Source organism: Mesorhizobium sp. M1D.F.Ca.ET.043.01.1.1 (assembly GCF_003952385.1).
Taxonomy (GTDB): domain Bacteria; phylum Pseudomonadota; class Alphaproteobacteria; order Rhizobiales; family Rhizobiaceae; genus Mesorhizobium.
In genome coordinates this window covers 4,562,031-4,578,851 of sequence record NZ_CP034444.1, presented here as the reverse complement: position 1 = coordinate 4,578,851, position 16,821 = coordinate 4,562,031, and the positions used below count along the sequence as shown (strand labels likewise).

Sequence of the window (16,821 nt, the reverse complement as noted above, 5' to 3'; positions counted from 1 at the left end):
GCATCGAGCCTGCGGCTCTCCACGCTTGCGTTGAATTGCAGATGTCGTGCTCTCGAGGTCTCGGCCGCGCTGATCAGCGCGGCCGAAAATTCTAGTCGATCAATGGAAGAAGTGCCGGAACCGTCGAAACGGCTCCGGCTGCAACTTATTCGGCTGCGATATGGAGTTGTTCGCCTTGGTCGGCCGCATCACCAGTATCGGATGAGTCCGCTTCTCCGGAGGGCGCAACCGCCTCGCCCTGTTCCATCACCGGGTCGGCGGCCTCGTCCTGCGATCTCGACTGTGCTTGAGGCTCCGAGGTTCGCAACAGGCTCGGGAGCCAGCCAGTCCCGGCAAGCAGTTGCTCGGCGGCGTCCGCCATCGGCTGCTTCTTCATCGTAAGAAGCCGCTCGGCTGCCTCATCGCTGACGGCCTCCCGCATGGCGCCAGCGATATGCGCCTTGGTGATCCGCCCGAAATAGGTGCGCGCTGTGGGCCGCCAATGCGCTGTCATGTCGAGTGCGACCGCCGTTGCCAGCCTGTCCGCTGTCTCATGGGCGCGCGGCTTGCGCTCCCAAGGTTGTTTCACGGCATTGACCGTGAGCGAGGCACAGTGTGCGAACAGCGCCATAACGCTGGCGTGGTCGAGCGAGGCGATAAAGCCCCACAGGTCGGCCACGTCGCGCGGCATGTCCGCTGCCCATCCCGCATGACGATCCGCCAGTGTCTTGCCCGCCGCCGTGTCCTCAATGCCATCCGCGTGACCGGCAAGATAGGCGCTGGTCGGGCGGATTTCGAGACAGTGGGCTTCCACGCCCTGATAGAAGGTTTGCGCGGCAAGTGCATGCGCCACTGCGATCAGGGCGATGTCTGGCTGCTCCCCAAGTGCAAGGCGAAGGCCAAGCGTTCGGTGGGCAGTCAGGTCGCGGACGAGAAGGTCGGACAGCGGCTTGCCGTCCTCCTCCCCATCCTCGTCGTCTCCGATATCGGCGGCGGTCTCAACGTCAGTGTCGATGATTTCGCCATCTTCGCTCACGCTATAGCCGATCCCGTCAGCGCTGGTTTCCGCTTCCGTCTCGGGCAGCTCGTCCACGGCGCGGATGAAGCCGCGCTCGATACGGGCCGTTCCGTCATGAGACAGAACGACGAACATGCCGCCACGCGCGATGTCGCCGGGATCGTAAGCATTGCGAAGCGCATCGATGCGCTCGATCTCGGCCTCAAGCTCCCCGAAACGCTGGTCGGCGTCGTCGGGCAATTCCTCGGCGCCGTCCCATTCCGCTGTCAGTCGATCGAATGCTTCCGATGCCGCCGTGTAGGCGGCTTCGTCTTCCTCTGACAAGGCGACCTGCTGTGGATAGGTGCGGCGCAGGCCATGGGCATGCGGATAGTCGATGTGAACGTCCGCCCATTTCCAGCCTTCGCTTTGCCCGACGCTCTCCGCGATCCCTTCCAGCTTCTCAATGACCATGCGGTCAAGCAAGGCCGGGTCGTCATAGAAGCCACCGCGATCATCGGTGAACAGGTCGCGGATGATCATGCCGCCGGCCTCGATGTAAGCCTCTGCGCCGATGAACATCGCGCGGCGGTCGGTCGCCTCCACGTGCGTCCGCGTCAGTTCTCGGCGGATAATGTAAGGCTCACGATTGTAGGTCAGGTGCTCAAAGACCTGCTCCTGGCGTGCCTGATCCTCGGTGATGGCAAAGGCCATCAGTTGGTCCAGAGTCAGATCGCCATCGCGGTAAACCTGCACGAGCTTCGGGCTGACCGCGCCCAACCGTAGACGTTGCCGCACGACATGGGGGGTGACACCGAAGCGGGCGGCGATTTCCTCCGCGCCCCATCCATTTTCCTCGTTGAGGCGGCGGAACGCCTCGAACTGATCAGCAGGGTGCATATCCTCGCGGGTGATGTTCTCGTCAAGGCTGATTTCGAAGGGATCATTCCTGGCGTCGATCACGCAGCGGATCGGTTCGGTCTTCTTGATCTCCTTGCGTTTTACGCGAAGCAGTTGCGCCAGCCTGCGGCCCTCGCCGATGCTGACGAAATAGGAGCCGGTTTCCGCTCCGTCACCGTCAAGCTCTGGTTCCACCACGAGGTTTTGCAGAATGCCCTTGGTGGCGATGCTTGCCGCATAGGCTTCGATGATCGCCTCCCTGTGCGGCGTTTTCCGCGCATTGCGGGGCGACTTCTTCAGCTTGTCGAGCGGAATGAAAACCTCCATGCCGCTCTCCGGAACCGCAGCCGTCTCCGCGTTCGCGGGAGCGCCAACCGCTTCCGCTTGATCCGCCACCGGCACCGTGGCGGTCTTCGTCTTCTTCGATGTCCTTGCCATTGTCCTGATCCTTTCTCTCGTAAATGCCGGAGGCATGTCCCCGACATGCCTCCCGGGGGCGCGTGAGCGCGCGGCAGAGAGGGGGGCCATTGCCGGCGAGCAGGGCTGGGTTGCGCGTCGAGCGGGGTGGATGGTTCAGGACCGAGGATCACGGCTGTGAGCCGCCCTGCGAGCGGGCGGCCCCGCCCTCGCGCAGGCGGCGTTGGCGGGGGAGAGATGGCCAAGACCATCTCTCCCCCTTAATCCGGTGGATCAGCGCCTTAAGCCCACAATGAATTGCCCAAGTCGTGTAAGGGGTTTCCTGACGCAAGCCACTGAGAGGCTGCTCTGTTGATTGACGGTCAGATGCACAACGCAGTTTTCGCGCCGAACGCCCAGCCCTGTCATCGGAGATATTGCGACCAGGATCGGTCGCAGTTTTCAGCCCCTATGATCTCGCTACTCGATTCAAAACTGCGCGATCTCTGACTTTGTGAACAGCTTTGGTCACAGTTAAAGCGAGTTGGTTTGACGCGTAAGCAATTTTGGCGTAGCTACGGCACAAGATTTTCACTATGGTCGAAAAACAGTGGTCTTTGTGTCGTTCCGGCATTGGACTCTGCTGCGGCAAACCGGGCCAGGGGCGACAGAAGTGACCTCAATCGGTGACAGTTAACGGGCCATATTTGTGGATAGGAGGGGGAAAAAAGTGCAATTGCTGAGTGCTGCTGCCGCCCTCGTAGTGCCTTGTGCAAGTCGCAAGCGAGTGTCTCCACAGCACGAAGCGTGTGCAGTTTCGTTGCCAATTTCATCGCAGCAAGACCTGGAAAGTGCGTGGCTGAAAAAACTCGTCACCCTGCCGATTGCGTGCGAGGCGATGAATCTCTATGGGGGCCGTGGGTTCCAACTGGCTCTGCAGGCGTCCAGGGCGGCGAATGCGCCTCTCTATGTTGCCTCAGCTGGGCTCGGCCTCTTGTCGGCGGAACGCCGCATTCCCTCTTATGGGTTGACCGTCAGCGGACGCGGGCCTGAGAGCATATGCGCGCGTGTTCATGGCCACTTCAACTCGGGTTCATGGTGGCATGCCATCCAGGGAAGTCCCTTCGCGACGTCCTTGTCTCGGGTTCTGGCGAGCGAACCCACGCGGCCTGTGGTGATTGCGCTCACCCAACCTTATGCCCGTATGCTGGCATCAGATCTTGAGGCGTTGCCGGATGGGGCCGTGGCAAGACTGCGCATCATTGGCGTAAACCTCGACAGTGTCCTGTCATCGCGACTTTTGTCCGGTCTGTTGCCCTACGACGAACGCCTTGAAGCGATTTTGCCTGGAACACGGGCCGACTTTCCCCAGCGCGCGCTGGTGCACTTTGTCTCGGAAGGCCTCCTCGCGCGTCCCGGCGCTGACGCGAACAGCCATCGCGTTTGGGTCGAGTCGGTGTTGACGGGCCGAAGCGCGCCTTTGCGGCGCGAACGGCCGCGGGTCTCTGACGAGGACGTTCTTGTCCTGATCAAGCGCCATTTGCCGCAGATGGCGGGAATCGGACGCTTGCTGCGCGTTTTGCGAGACGAGGAAGGGGTTGCCTGTGAGCAGGCGCGCTTCTCTCGGCTGTATCGTGTGGCAACCGGTGACAGGGGGATCGGATGACGCGCAGAAAACTCGGCAGTGACCCTATGCTCGCGATACGCGCCCTGCGGACACAGCAGGCCGACGGGATCGATGTCTATGCCTTCTTCGTGCCCGGAGCCGATTTGCTCAGGATTGCCGAGATCAGCCGCGTCCAGAGGGATTCGCAAGGGGCACTGCACGGTTTCCAGCGCAAGGAAATCCGCAACCACGTTCAGTCCATTGTAGAGTTTCTCGACCAAGGTTCAGTGCTCTTTCCGAACGCGATTATCCTGGCGATTTCGCCGCACGCGGTGTTCACACAAAGTCGGGGAAGCAAGCCCGATGGTGATGTCAAAGCGTCTCAAGCGGGTACACTGCGCATTCCGATACCCAGGGACGGAACGAAAGCAGCCTGGATCGTCGACGGACAGCAGCGCTCAATCGCGCTCGCGCAGGCAAAAAACAAAGGCTTTCCCGTCCCGGTGGTCGCCTTTGTGTCTGAAGATCTGTCGACCCATCGTGAGCAATTCATCCTGGTCAACAAAGCGCGTCCACTGCCACCTCGGTTGATCAACGAACTGCTGCCCGAGGTGGAGGCCGATCTGCCACGCGATCTCGCCCCGCGTCGCATTCCCAGCGAAATCGTGAACTTGCTCAACACCGCACCCGACTCCCCGCTTCGGAACTTGATCAGGCGATTGTCCGACGAGAACTCACAAGCCGTGATCATCGATACGGCTCTGATCAAGGTGGTGCGCAACAGCATCACTAGCCCGCTTGGTGTGCTCGCGCCTTACAAGGCATCATCCTCGCGCGATGCCGACTGCCTTGGGATGTACCGGGTCCTTGCCGCGTTCTGGGGGGCAGTGAGAGAGGTGTTTCCTGACGCTTGGGCACGACCGCCGACGGAGAGCCGACTGATGCATTCGGCCGGAATCGAGGCGATGGGGTATCTGATGGATCGCATCATGTCCCGGGCGTTGGGGTCGAATGACCTTCGGCGCCACGCCATCGATGCGCTGTCTCGCATAGCGCCATATTGCTGTTGGACGAGAGGGCGCTGGCCTGACATAGATCGCAATTGGGACGATATCCAGAATGTCAGCCGAGACATAAGGCTGCTTTCAGAACAGTTGGCGCGTCTTGATCACGTGCACTCCTTCGCAAAGGTCGCGTGATGAAGTTTGTGTTTGCAGACAGTCTGGATTTCGTCGATCCAGCCTATGACTTTATCGCCGATCGAAACGGGGCCGGACGCGCCGTTCATCGAGACGACCAGTTCCCGCATGAGTTCTTGGATGTAGCGCCATATGACGGAATCCTGGTCTCCCGTGGCATCGTGGGCGACGCTCTCATTCTGGGCAAGTATACGGAAGCCCAGTTGATGAGATTTCGGCGAGAGGGCGCCAGACGGTTTCTTCGCTATCCAAAGGAGCGCTTTCCCGACAGCATGATGATGGGTGACTGTGGCGCATTCACCTATCGCAATTTGCCCGAGCCTCCATATCGAGCGGCGGACACGGTCGAGTTCTATGGGGACGGCGGCTTCACGCATGGCTGCTCGCCTGACCATCTGATTTTCGATTTTGATGACCAAGGCGCGGAGCGCTTGCCATCCGAGGTGCCCGAAGACACTCGCCGTCGCTTCGAAATCACTCAGCAGAATGCAGCGGAGTTCATCCACGCGGCAAAGAGCCTAGGCCCTCGGTTTGTTCCGATGGGCGTTATTCAAGGGTGGTCCGCCCCGAGCATGGCAGACGCAGCCGTCGGTCTGGCAAAAATGGGCTACAACTATTTGGCGGTTGGCGGCACTGTTCCGCTCAGAATTGAACAGATCCGCCGGGCGTTGGCAGCGGTCCGGGACGCGGTGCCCCAACATGTCCGATTGCACCTTCTAGGCTTTGGGAAGATTGAGCAGCTTGCAGACATTGAACGTCATGGCGTCACAAGCTTTGACACCACATCCCCTCTGATGCGAGCCTTCAAGGACGCGCGCAAAAACTATTGGGTGCGCAGCAGAACGGGGGAACTCTCCTACTACACTGCTATTCGCATCCCGCAGGCGATCGAGAACAACCGGCTGAAAAATAAGGCTCTCGAAGGGCGCATCAACCAAGAAGAAGCGCGAACGCTGGAAAAAGCCGCTCTCGAAGGCGTGCGCAAGGTGGCACGGCGAGAAGTTGGCATTGAGGAAGCACTGGACGCGGTGATGGCCTATTGGGATGCGCTCAATTGGGACGACGAAGTATCGCCGTCGCGACGAGCCGACTCACTAAATCGGCAGCGGCGAATATACGCGCGCACGCTCGAGGATCGGCCCTGGGAAGGGTGCGACTGCCGTGTCTGCCGTGAGGGCGGCGTCGAGGCTCTAATCTTCAGAAATTCCAATCGAAATAAAAGGCGCGGAATGCACAATCTTCATGTTTTCCATCAACACCTCTGTGACTTTCGGGCAGATGCAGCATGAGTGGAACGCGCCTTCTCCATTTTGATGTTGTCGTGCCTCGCCAAAGTGAGGCGCTGCCGGTTTTCAGCTTTGCGGCCAAGGCCAGCGAAGTCGCTCGCTTCGCCAGGATTGAGCGAGCAGGTCGCGACGAAGTTGGCGTGTTGCAGGGATTTCAGCGGCCGCAGATTGCTGGTCACATTCGCGAGATTCGTGACTATCTCGAAAAACCCAGCGCAATTCTCCCGAATCCGATTGTCGTAGCCTTCATGGGTTCCGCAAGCCTTGAGATGTTGCCGTCTCCTAGCGGTAGTAGCGAGGGCAAGTTCGGTCACCTGACGATCGATGTGACCGGCGGAGCCCCGGGCTGGATCGTCGATGGCCAGCAACGATTTACGGCCCTCAGCGAAATGCGCGATCGAGAGTTCGAGGTCCTTGTGTCCGGCTTTATCTGCGACAGCCTTGAGGAGCTTCAAAAGCAATTCATTCTCATCAACAACACTCGGCCGCTGCCTAAGGCGCTTGTCTATGAACTGCTGCCGCAAGTCAGCGATCTGCCGCCGCGCATGTCCAATCGTAGCCAAGCGGCGCTTGTGATTGAGGCGCTGAACTATCGCGAAGGCTCGGCCTTGCGCGGAATGATCCGCCAACAGACAAACCCGAAAGGCATCATTCGCGACACGGTTTTGCAGCGTGTTGTCATGAACTCCCTGACAGACGGTGCGCTCCGCCTCTACGCCGATGACAACCATTTGCTGCTCGGTCACGGCGTGGATCTGGTAAGCGAATTCTTCCATGCCGTGAGGCACGTGTTTGCTGATGATTGGGATGGAAAGTCGCCCAAGACCTCTCGACTCGTCCACGGCGCCGGGATCATTGCGATGGGTTACGTCATGGAAGCCCTGCACGTGATGACGGGCGCCGAGGACCGGCAGGCGTTCGCTAGAGGGTTACGGCATTTGAAGGGTCGCACGGCCTGGAGTTCGGGTGAATGGGTGTTCGGACACGAACATCGGCGCTGGAATGGCTTGCAGAATGTTCCCTCGGACATACGACAGTTGTCGATGTATCTCGTGCAGGAACTGAAACGAGCTTTGCCAAAAACTGTAGAGGCGGCGTGATCCATGGCTTATGCGGTGAAGGAGATCTTCTACACGCTGCAAGGCGAGGGTCAGAACGCCGGCCGCGCAGCTGTATTTTGCAGATTTGCCGGTTGCAACCTTTGGTCAGGAAGAGAGGTCGATCGATCTAAGGCGATCTGCCAGTTCTGCGATACAGATTTTGTCGGCACGGATGGAGATGGCGGCGGACGCTTTCGCACCGCTAACCATCTTGCTCACGCGATCGCAGAAAAATGGCCACCAGGTGAGATGCGGCGTCGCTTCGTGGTCCTCACAGGTGGCGAACCTATGCTTCAGATCGACGCGTCGTTGGTGGCCGCCCTCCACGAAGCGGGTTTTGAGATTGCCGTTGAGACAAACGGCACATTAATGCCGCCTCCAGGGATCGACTGGATCTGCGTAAGCCCGAAGGCTGGCGCACCACTGTCCCTGACGAAAGGAAACGAACTAAAGCTGGTGTTCCCGCAGGTCGGCGCCGAACCGGAGCGGTTCGAGGCGTTGGCGTTCGACCATTTCCTGCTCCAGCCGATGGATGGCCCCCAACGCTCATCCAATACCCAAGCTGCAGTCGAGTACTGCTTGGCCAATCCCCGCTGGCAACTCAGCCTCCAAACCCACAAGCACTTGGGAATTCGATGAAAATCACACAGGCATTCACCTTTGAAGCTGCGCATCGCCTGCCGAATGTACCGAAGACTCATCGGTGCCATCGTATGCATGGGCACTCCTATCGCGTGGAGTTACGGCTGGAGGGTTCAGTCGATCCGCATACGGGTTTCGTCGTCGATTTCTTCGATGTTGAGGCGGCCTTTGGCCCCGTTCTAGAGCGACTGGACCACTATTGCCTCAACGACGTCGAGGGGCTGGAAAATCCGACCGCTGAGAACATTGCGATCTGGATATGGGATCGCATCAAGCCGCACCTTCCACAAACGGTCTCAGTGACTGTGTTTGAGACACCGGATTGCTGGGCGGAATATGAAGGACGATGAGGCATACGTCATGAAAGACGATCACGCGATTGTTCTGTTTTCCGGAGGACAAGATTCGACGACCTGCCTCGCCTGGGCGCTCGACCGCTTCGCCCATGTTGAGACAATAGGCTTCGACTACCGGCAACGGCATCGAGTTGAACTGGATGTGCGGCCGGCAGTGCTCGACGCGTTAAGACAGCAATTCCCTAAGTGGGCGGGCAAACTGGGCGACGATCATCTTATCGACGTTGCGGTACTAAGTCAGGTGAGCGAAACGTCCCTGACACGGGACGTTGAGATTGCCATGCAGGAGAATGGCCTTCCCAACACATTCGTGCCTGGGCGCAATCTTCTATTCATGACCTTTGCAGCGGCTGTTGCTTACCGACGTGGCGCCAAGCACATCGTCACGGGAGTATGTGAGACCGACTATTCAGGCTATCCGGATTGCCGTGACGACACGATGAAGGCGATGCAACTCGCCCTTAATCTCGGCATGGATGCGCGGTTTGTGGTCCACACTCCGCTGATGTGGATCGACAAGACTGAGACATGGCGCTTGGCCCATAGCCTAGGTGGCGACGAGTTCGTGGATTTGATCCGCCGAGAAACACACACTTGCTACAATGGAAATCGCGCTCACCTACACAACTGGGGATATGGCTGTGGTATATGTCCGGCGTGCGAACTCCGTGCGGCAGGGTGGGATCGCTACGTAGCCGCCGCAGCCTAAACATCGAAATCGGTGCCCTCTGGTGCACTGCCTGATTGATGGCAAACGGCGACAGCGGACTGCCGACAGGTCTAGGCGTTTGTCCAAGTTACGACCTTCGCGCCATTGGCACGAAACTTTTGTTTCCCATTGGCGTTGCCGACCACATCAAAGGGACGCTTCTGTCCTTGTCCGGTTGGCACTTACCTCTTTGGCTTCTTTCGACTTCCTCGCCCAATGCCGAGAAAGGGAGCGTGTATCTTATCGGGTTCTGGCTTTTTGGCCGCCTTCGCCTTTGGCTCAAAATGGATTGGATTGGCGCGCTTTGGTTTGGGGGGGATTGGCGCCAGAGGGCTAAATCCCCATCCGGTAGAGGAAACTACAGTTGACCCGCCTGCGTAGTCGCCCGTACCCTGTCGTCTAGACATTCGCCTGATCCATTCTGTCCGGCAAGCATATAGGAGTTTCGGGGCGTAAGCGATAACGCGTCTAGGCGGAAGTGCATAATTCAATTCAGACATGACCCAAAATGCGCTTTCGATAGCACTCCATTAAGCTCGTGCGCTATGGTGGAGTAATCATCAGAGTCTCGTGACAAAGAAAGAGGCGCCTTCCATGGCTCTTGCCTTGAGCGCGTCGACAGTAAAAGCGTGGTTTCAGTATCGCTGCGAACGCAAGGTTCGATACGAGCTATTTACTGACGAAGAACTGGCGACACTCCCGATCGCTGTTGATGTGCGAGAACAGTCCTGGGCAATGCTCGGCGTTGACTACGAAGAAAGAGTCCTGCGCCGGCTGAACGATGAGGCAGGAGTACTTCGCCCACCGCCGGGTGATTTTGGGTTGGTAGAGGCAGACGCTATCAGTTTCCTCCGCGGACACTCGCGCCAGCAATTCGCATCACAGTTGAACTTGCGGCCTCGATCGTCCCTGCCGATTCTGGAGGGGACAGGTGTCAATCTAAAGCGCGTTTTCCCAGATCTTATCCATCGCGAGGTTGTAGGCGGGCGGACGATCTTTACCGTTATCGATGTCAAGGCGACCCGCCGAGCAACGTCCTTTCACAAAACTCAGATTGCTTTCTATGTGCGGGTACTCGAAGCCTTGCTGCAAGAACTTGGTGTCTCAGCGGAGGTGAGCCCCACAGGCTATGTTTGGCGAATCCCCGACCGCGGTACTGCGGACGGTGACGAATATTACCGGGAGGAATTTGGCCTCGCGCCTTACCTCCGCCTCGTGGACGATTTCTGTGCAAATTTGCTGCCACAGATCGCAAGTCGCGTCGTCGAACCTGGCGAGGGTGCGCCGCGACGTGACGAGACCTTCTTCCATCTATACTTCAAGTGCGAGCAATGTAAGTTCCTCGAGCACTGCATGGCCGCGGTGTCTGAGGCGAGGCCACCGGCCGGCCGGGATGTGTCTGCAGTGGCGGGGATTACACATGAGGCAAAACGCTCCTTGCATCGGCTTGGCGTGCGACAAGTGGGGGACCTCGCCCGCGCCGCGGGACTAGCCAACGTGCCCGGTATTGGTTGGTCGCTAAGCCGACGTGCCGACCTGCTGACAACCCGCGCACAGGCCATCATCGCCCAGCAACCTCGCCGGACGGAAGAGGCTCATACCTACCTTATGCCTCCTAGGGCTGACGCCATGCTGCTTCTGTCCGTCGACCATGACCCAGTCGACGATCGTTTGGCAGCGATCGGTTACGCCCACTACCGGGATGGGGCGCGGGTGCGGGAGGTAGTGCGTGTGCCGTTGACGGGGTCCAACGAGGACGAAGCCGCCACCATTGAGGCGGTGCTAGGTCAACTTGTGTCGGATCTCGTCGAAATCGACGCTTCCAACCAAGCAGGCGCCGAAATTTACGCCCACATTTTCCTCTATGAACCCTCAGAGGCAGTCCGACTGCAGGAAGCGGTTGGCCGTCATCTCGAAGACCCGCGGATTAGAGGCGGGCTATTGCATCTCGTCCGACTGTTCCCGCCCGAGGAAATCGTGCCGGAACCAGAGTTTCGAGGTGCCCACCACTTGCCGGCCACAGCCGTTCGTACTGTGATTGAGCAACTCTACGCCTTGCCAACGCTGGTCTCCTACGATCTTCGACAGGTAAGCCTTGCACTTGCGGATGCAGGAGCAATCGCCGCCCCATATCGTCCGGAGGAGGCCTTTCAGCGACCTTTTTCGTCCCTGCTGTCGATTGAGGTAATTCGGGGCCTGCGCGAGGGCCGCCGCAATGCGCCGGGCCGGGACCAGGTGGCTAGGGATGTCTCGGCGCGACTTCAGGCGCTTCAGCAGGTAATCACGTGGCTTTTTACCCAGAGCGCGGCGTCATCGCAGCCGCTTCTACGGCTCGCAAAGCGCCCGTTCAGGCTTCACGCTACATTCGATCCGCTTAATGCGGAGGATCTCGACCTTCTTCTCGCGTGCGAAATCCTTGAAAGTCGGGCCGGGTTGCTCGAGGCTTTGATAGCGCTGGCGCAGAACGCTCGGCGGCGCCGGGACTCCGGCCGCGCTATGACTGGACTTCATATCGTTCGCCACTGGGCCGAGCGGGGGCGGCGCCAGTTGATCTTTCGCGTTCCGCCGGAAAGTAGGGAAACCGACCTCGCTCCAGGTGCATTCAATCTGATTCTTACGGACGATGATCCAGACTTACGATTGGATCCCACCGCCTGGCCCGCAATCGCCTGCCGCTTTGAACCGCCCCGCCCAGGGTTCGAGGACCGAATAGACCAGATCCGGATCAGCATGATGGAAAGCGACTTCTTAGGAACAACCTTCCGGACTATGTTCGATCGGTCACTTACAGAGAGCGTCTGGTGCCTTGATCAAGCCTTTGGCGACATCAACGGCCCGCGCGCAGCGCAGTTCTTGGTCGATCTCGCGCAAGCGCGGACGGTCGCATGAGCGTTCGCACAGAACTGCTTCGCTTCCTCCGGGAACCGGCGATGTTCGCAGCTACTGCGGACGATCCGCAGATTTGGCTAGACGCGCTAGAGAACTTCGTAGGGCCGGCGCTCGCGCAACCCGGCCAGTATCCGCTCCGCCCAGCGCAGATTGTTGCCTGGCAAGGCCTGGCGAACGCTCGAGCGGGCTTGGTCTTAGGTCCACCAGGAACCGGTAAGACCCATCTGCTCGCCTGGCTAATCCTCGGCTACATGCACGCCCGCGTCGCGGCGGGATTGCCGTGCCGTGTCTACGCAACCGCTTTCACGCGCAATGCTATCGGCAATCTGCTCGATGCGGTATCCGCAAGGCGAGACGAGGCGTGGTCCGCAGGGCCGGAGGTTTGGTTTTTTGGCAATACGCCGGAGGCCGGCGTAGCGTCGAATGTGAGAGTACAGGACCGCCTCTATGGCGATGGTCTTGACAACGCTTTCTCTGTCCTGAATGCGCCGGCAGTAGTGGTTGGCGGTTCTGTATGGTCACTTTATCGCTTGCTAGCCGCTGACCGAGCGCCGAACGCCGATGGGTTAACAGGCGAACTGTTCGACCTCGTCTGCATCGACGAGGCCTCCCAGTTAGTGCTCAGTCATGGCCTCTTAGGCCTTGCGGGAATGAAGCCGGGCGGCCGCGTCGTAGTGGCGGGTGACGATCGTCAACTGCCGCCCATTCGTGCTGGGCGGGACGTGACTCTGGATAATCGCGCGCTTGGAGGCTCGCTGTACAGCTTCATGGCTTCCGCTGGTGCGCCGGAGTTTCGGTTGGACGAAACCTTCCGCCTAAACGCCCCGCTCGCCCGCTTCCCGGAGGCCGCCTTCTATCCGGGCGAATACCGATCCGCGGTGCCGAACGAGGTGCTAGCCTTGCGTACCGGTTGGCAAGATGGTCTCGATGACTGGGAACAAGCCGTCATCGCCCCCGATCTGCCGTTGTGCGTGATTCTGCATGACGGCCCACCGGCCGCGACCAGTAATCCGTTCGAGGCTCATTTGGCCGCAAGGTTCGCGCAATTGCTCGAGCCACGCCTGGAAACTGACGCCTTCTGGATGGATGGGCTGGCGGTGATAAGCCCGCATCGAGCGCAGAATGCATCCATCCGAAGCCTTCTGCCCCCCACGCTTCGGCGTGGAGCCTTCGTGGACACTGTCGATAAGATCCAAGGCAAGGAGCGAGACGCCGTTATCCTCACTTATACGGTCGCAGATGCGGAGTTTGCACTAGCCGAGGCGGAGTTCATCTTCAGTTCGGAGAGATTGAATGTCGCCATCACCCGAGCCCGGCGAAAGCTCATCGTCCTCATCAGTCGTCGACTTTTAGACGCTGTGCCGGGCGACCAGGACCTCATGGACAAGGCCGAGCGTCTGCGGGAGTTTGTTTTCGGTTGCGCAGTCATCGGTGAGAGAACTCTGCCTGACGGTCAGGGCGGCAGCGTTCGGGTTCAAATCCGAGCGCGCGGCTTTCAAGAGCCTGCTGTCCTGGCAGACCCGCCATCGCGTGCTGAGCCGCCCTTGCCGGATCTGACAGCCGCTCAACTCGCTGTGCTGGCGGCAGTCCGAAAAGTTGCATTGGCAGACCGCCGCAATGGAGCTGCACTGAGAGCCCTTGGCCAGGCGCTGGCACGCCGCGACGATCTACTGCCAGACCTTGTGGCACTACACCATGCTGGTCACATCACCCTCAGCGAGCCGCGTTCCGGCTTCTGGGTGGCACGCCCGTTGGACGCAACTCGGACGGTCTATGCCGCGACAATAGAGAGTGTGCGGGCGCGCATCGCCCAAGTCGTGACGGAATCGCGGTCCGGTCCCTTTGCTCCCTTCTACTGGCGTTTACGAGATCGCTTTGCATGGATGAACGCCCGAGGTCAGGACATCTTGCTTCCGATCCTGCAGGCGCTGGCGCTGGACAGCGTGGTCACTATCAGGGATTCGGAACGCGGTCTGACCATCGATATTCCTGCGACTGCCAGTCCGCAGCCCGCGGCGGCGAACGAGACATTGCCTGAAGTCAGCGATGATGATTTCGAGGTTCTCAATGCTCTTGAGAGCGCCGAGGCCCATCGCATCAACTTCGGCGTTTTCGAGTCATGGACGTCGGCTGCGACGCTCGCCGACGAAATGCGCCGTGATCGGACTGAGGTGTCCGCGGCGATCGGGCGTCTGGCCACTGACGGCTGGGTGCTACTCGCAGAGGAAGGTCGCGTCCGCAGCCGTATGGCGGAACTTGCACGAGAAATCCGTTACGCTAAGCAGCGGTTCGCAGCAGGCGACGCCGCTCGACGGCCGTATGTGGTTCGCAGCCTTAAGGTGGAGGTACGAGACCGCGACAAGCCGCATTGGGGCCAATCTGTCGGCGCCGCCTTCGCGGCGGTTTCGGCCGGACTTCCTCGCGAAGAGCAGCACGTGCTTGAGGCGTTGCGCCAAACCTTGGTGGGCATGTGGGGGCCGAAGGCCGCGATCGCCGGTTTCCAGGCACGCGGCTTGCAAAGCCTTCTGGCTGCTTGGAGTGGGGATGGGCCACAGAGCTTCGTCATTGCCGCGGATACGGGCTCCGGGAAGACCGAAGCTGCCCTATTGCCCCTAATCACTGCGGCAGCGGCTGACCGCCTGCGTGGTGTGCGAGGCGTGCGCGCAGTACTCACTTATCCGCGAACCCGGCTCGCGGCTAACCAAGCTCAGCGGCTTGCTGGCTATCTCGCAGCGCTGTCCCAGCAGAGCCGCATGCCGACGGTAACGATGGGGTTGCAGTTCACGCAGGTGCCTCGGACCTTTGCAGTGGCGGACGAGGCGGCCGGTTGGCGGCGCCAAGCAAATGGGGTCTGGAGCTTCCCGCTCTTCGGCTGCCCCACGTGCGACCGCGAACTCTTGGCGCATGAGGCGGAAGGCGTAGAAGGGGCAGACTCACTCCGTTGCACAAATTGCGGCTGGAGCTACGACGGCTGGATCGGGACCAAAGTCGGCTTGGAGCGGACGCCCCCAAATTTCTTCCTTCCGACAACCGACAGCTTGCACCAATGGCTGCATGCGCCGCATTATAGCTCGCTCTTTGGCGATAGGGAGGGTTGGGCACCGCCCCGCGCACTCCTCGCCGACGAGATTCACCTCTACACCCACATTCACGGCGCTCAGGTGGGGTACGCACTTCGTCGCCTGGCGGCGCGCTGCGCCCGAAATAGCGGCGGTGGAACGGTTCTGGCGATTGGCATGAGCGCCACACTGGGCGACCCGGCGACTGCGTGGGGTCGGCTGATCGGCCGCGAGGATGTGGTACCAATCACTCCTGATACTGCGGCCGGGGAGCGTCAGCCGAATCCCAAGGGCCGCGAGTACTACTATTTCGTCCAGCCGGAGGCGGAGTCTCGCGGTCAAGACATCAGTGGTGCCTCCACCACGGTGCAGAGCTTCATGTGCCTGGCTCACGGGATGCGCCGGCGCACCGGTCACCAGGGCGGGTATCGCAGTCTCGTATTCTTAGATTCGATCGATAAGGTTCGTCGGTTGCACGCCGTCTATCAGGACGCTGAGGAGATCAAGCGCCTGGCAAGTTTCCGTACGCGCTTCTATCCCGACGATCCTGTTACAGGTCAGCCTCGTACCGATTGCTGCCAAGAGCCGCACGGCTGCGAAATCTTCCGGGACGGCGAATGCTGGTGGTTCGCCGCAAACGACAGCCGCCAGGTTGGCCCATCTGGGTTGCGGCGGCGAGACTGGCCGCTCACCGTAGCCCCCCAACCGGTGACATCTGCGACAACAGGGAGAGTCGAGGAGTTGATCCGCCGCAGCGACGTGGTGTTCGCCACCTCCTCGCTGGAAGTCGGCTATGACGACCCCGACATTTCGCTTGTCTACCAGCAGTATGCCCCGCAGAATCTGGCAAGTTTCATCCAGCGTAAAGGCCGCGGTGGACGCGGCGTTGATGATAGACCCGTAACGGGTGTGACCCTTTCGCTCTACTCCGCGCGGGACAGTTGGTGGTTTAGGCGGCCCTCGGAGATGGTGAACCCCAGGGGGTTCGACACCCCACTAAACCCCAACAACCATTTTGTCCGTCGCGGTCAGGTTCTTTCGGCAATGCTCGACGGAGCGGCGCGCTTCGCGGCAGTGGTGGGAGTTTCGCCATTGTTACCTGGCGGAAGGCTCGCTCCAGGAGCCTTGGCCGAGGCCGAAACGATGGTCCGTGAGGTATTCCAAGAGGACGTATGGTTGGAGTTCGGCGCTGCTGATCTCGAACAACTCTGGACTCACGCCTTGGAGCAAGCTCGACCTGAGCATTCGCTTGAGACCCTTGCCCAGATTCGAATTGCGGTTGGCTGGATCCAACTTCTTGTTCGAGAACGTGAACCTGCCTCAACTGCAGGTCTTAACGTCTGAGGACCAACCGGACGCTCTACGACGAGAAGACATCAGCTTGGCACTCCACGCTGCCGCCCCCGGCAACGTTACGCGTCGCTTCGATCCTAGAGCGGTTCATTGGCGACCACCGACTCAGGGCCTTGCGCCTTGGTTCGACGCCGCCGACTATGGACGTGCGCATCGGGTCACACCGTTTGCGCCCGGTGTATTGGTCAACCACTTGCCTTCGCCGGTAAGGTCAAGTCTTGCCGGTCTCCGGGATGTGGTAATCCGACCTTTGCAACTACGCTTAGAGACACTCGGCGTAATGCAGGGCTCTGGGTGGACTTCCGCGTGGGCGGTCGCCCCAGACGGTTTGTCGGTTGTGCGGACCAATG

10 protein-coding genes are annotated in these 16,821 nt (G+C 60.0%); 9 read left to right on the top strand and 1 reads right to left on the bottom strand.

Features of this window, described 5'->3' with window-relative positions; translation table 11 throughout:
* Positions 1-145: 145 nt before the first annotated feature.
* Positions 146-2,314 carry a ParB/RepB/Spo0J family partition protein gene (locus tag EJ067_RS22120; RefSeq protein ID WP_126087360.1) on the bottom strand — a complete coding sequence of 723 codons (2,169 nt, stop codon included), beginning with the start codon at positions 2,312-2,314 and terminating at the stop codon, positions 146-148.
* 778 nt (positions 2,315-3,092) lie between these two features.
* Between EJ067_RS22120 and EJ067_RS22115 the strand changes: the two genes are divergently transcribed.
* The 9 genes from EJ067_RS22115 to EJ067_RS22075 all read left to right on the top strand — a co-directional run bounded on the left by EJ067_RS22115 (position 3,093) and on the right by EJ067_RS22075 (position 16,462).
* On the top strand, positions 3,093-3,938 hold the full coding sequence (locus EJ067_RS22115) for a hypothetical protein (RefSeq protein WP_126087359.1): 846 nt from the start codon (positions 3,093-3,095) through the stop codon (positions 3,936-3,938).
* Positions 3,935-5,077, top strand: coding sequence for a DGQHR domain-containing protein DpdB (dbpB, locus tag EJ067_RS22110; protein WP_245468014.1), 1,143 nt, complete (start codon positions 3,935-3,937; stop codon positions 5,075-5,077). The genes EJ067_RS22115 and dbpB (EJ067_RS22110) overlap by 4 nt, the downstream gene beginning before the upstream one ends.
* The gene (gene dpdA / locus EJ067_RS22105) at positions 5,077-6,366 is read left to right on the top strand and encodes a tRNA-guanine transglycosylase DpdA (protein ID WP_126089702.1); all 1,290 of its coding nucleotides are present in this window, start codon (positions 5,077-5,079) and stop codon (positions 6,364-6,366) included. The genes dbpB (EJ067_RS22110) and dpdA overlap by 1 nt, the downstream gene beginning before the upstream one ends.
* On the top strand, positions 6,363-7,463 hold the full coding sequence (gene dbpB, locus EJ067_RS22100) for a DGQHR domain-containing protein DpdB (RefSeq protein ID WP_126087358.1): 1,101 nt from the start codon (positions 6,363-6,365) through the stop codon (positions 7,461-7,463). The genes dpdA and dbpB (EJ067_RS22100) overlap by 4 nt, the downstream gene beginning before the upstream one ends.
* Before the next feature lie 3 nt (positions 7,464-7,466).
* Positions 7,467-8,102, top strand: a complete 636-nt coding sequence (gene queE / locus EJ067_RS22095; protein ID WP_126087357.1) for a 7-carboxy-7-deazaguanine synthase — start codon at positions 7,467-7,469, stop codon at positions 8,100-8,102.
* On the top strand, positions 8,099-8,455 hold the full coding sequence (gene queD, locus EJ067_RS22090) for a 6-carboxytetrahydropterin synthase QueD (protein ID WP_126087356.1): 357 nt from the start codon (positions 8,099-8,101) through the stop codon (positions 8,453-8,455). Before queE ends, queD begins: the two co-directional genes overlap by 4 nt.
* Before the next feature lie 10 nt (positions 8,456-8,465).
* Positions 8,466-9,170 (top strand): 7-cyano-7-deazaguanine synthase QueC, encoded by a 705-nt coding sequence (gene queC, locus EJ067_RS22085; protein ID WP_126087355.1) that lies wholly within the window; start codon positions 8,466-8,468, stop codon positions 9,168-9,170.
* Between the two features lie 594 nt (positions 9,171-9,764).
* A complete protein-coding gene (locus tag EJ067_RS22080; RefSeq protein ID WP_126087354.1) occupies positions 9,765-12,059 on the top strand; it encodes a hypothetical protein in 2,295 nt (764 codons plus the stop codon).
* Positions 12,056-16,462, top strand: a complete 4,407-nt coding sequence (locus EJ067_RS22075; RefSeq protein WP_126087353.1) for an AAA domain-containing protein — start codon at positions 12,056-12,058, stop codon at positions 16,460-16,462. Before EJ067_RS22080 ends, EJ067_RS22075 begins: the two co-directional genes overlap by 4 nt.
* Positions 16,463-16,821: the final 359 nt, after the last annotated feature.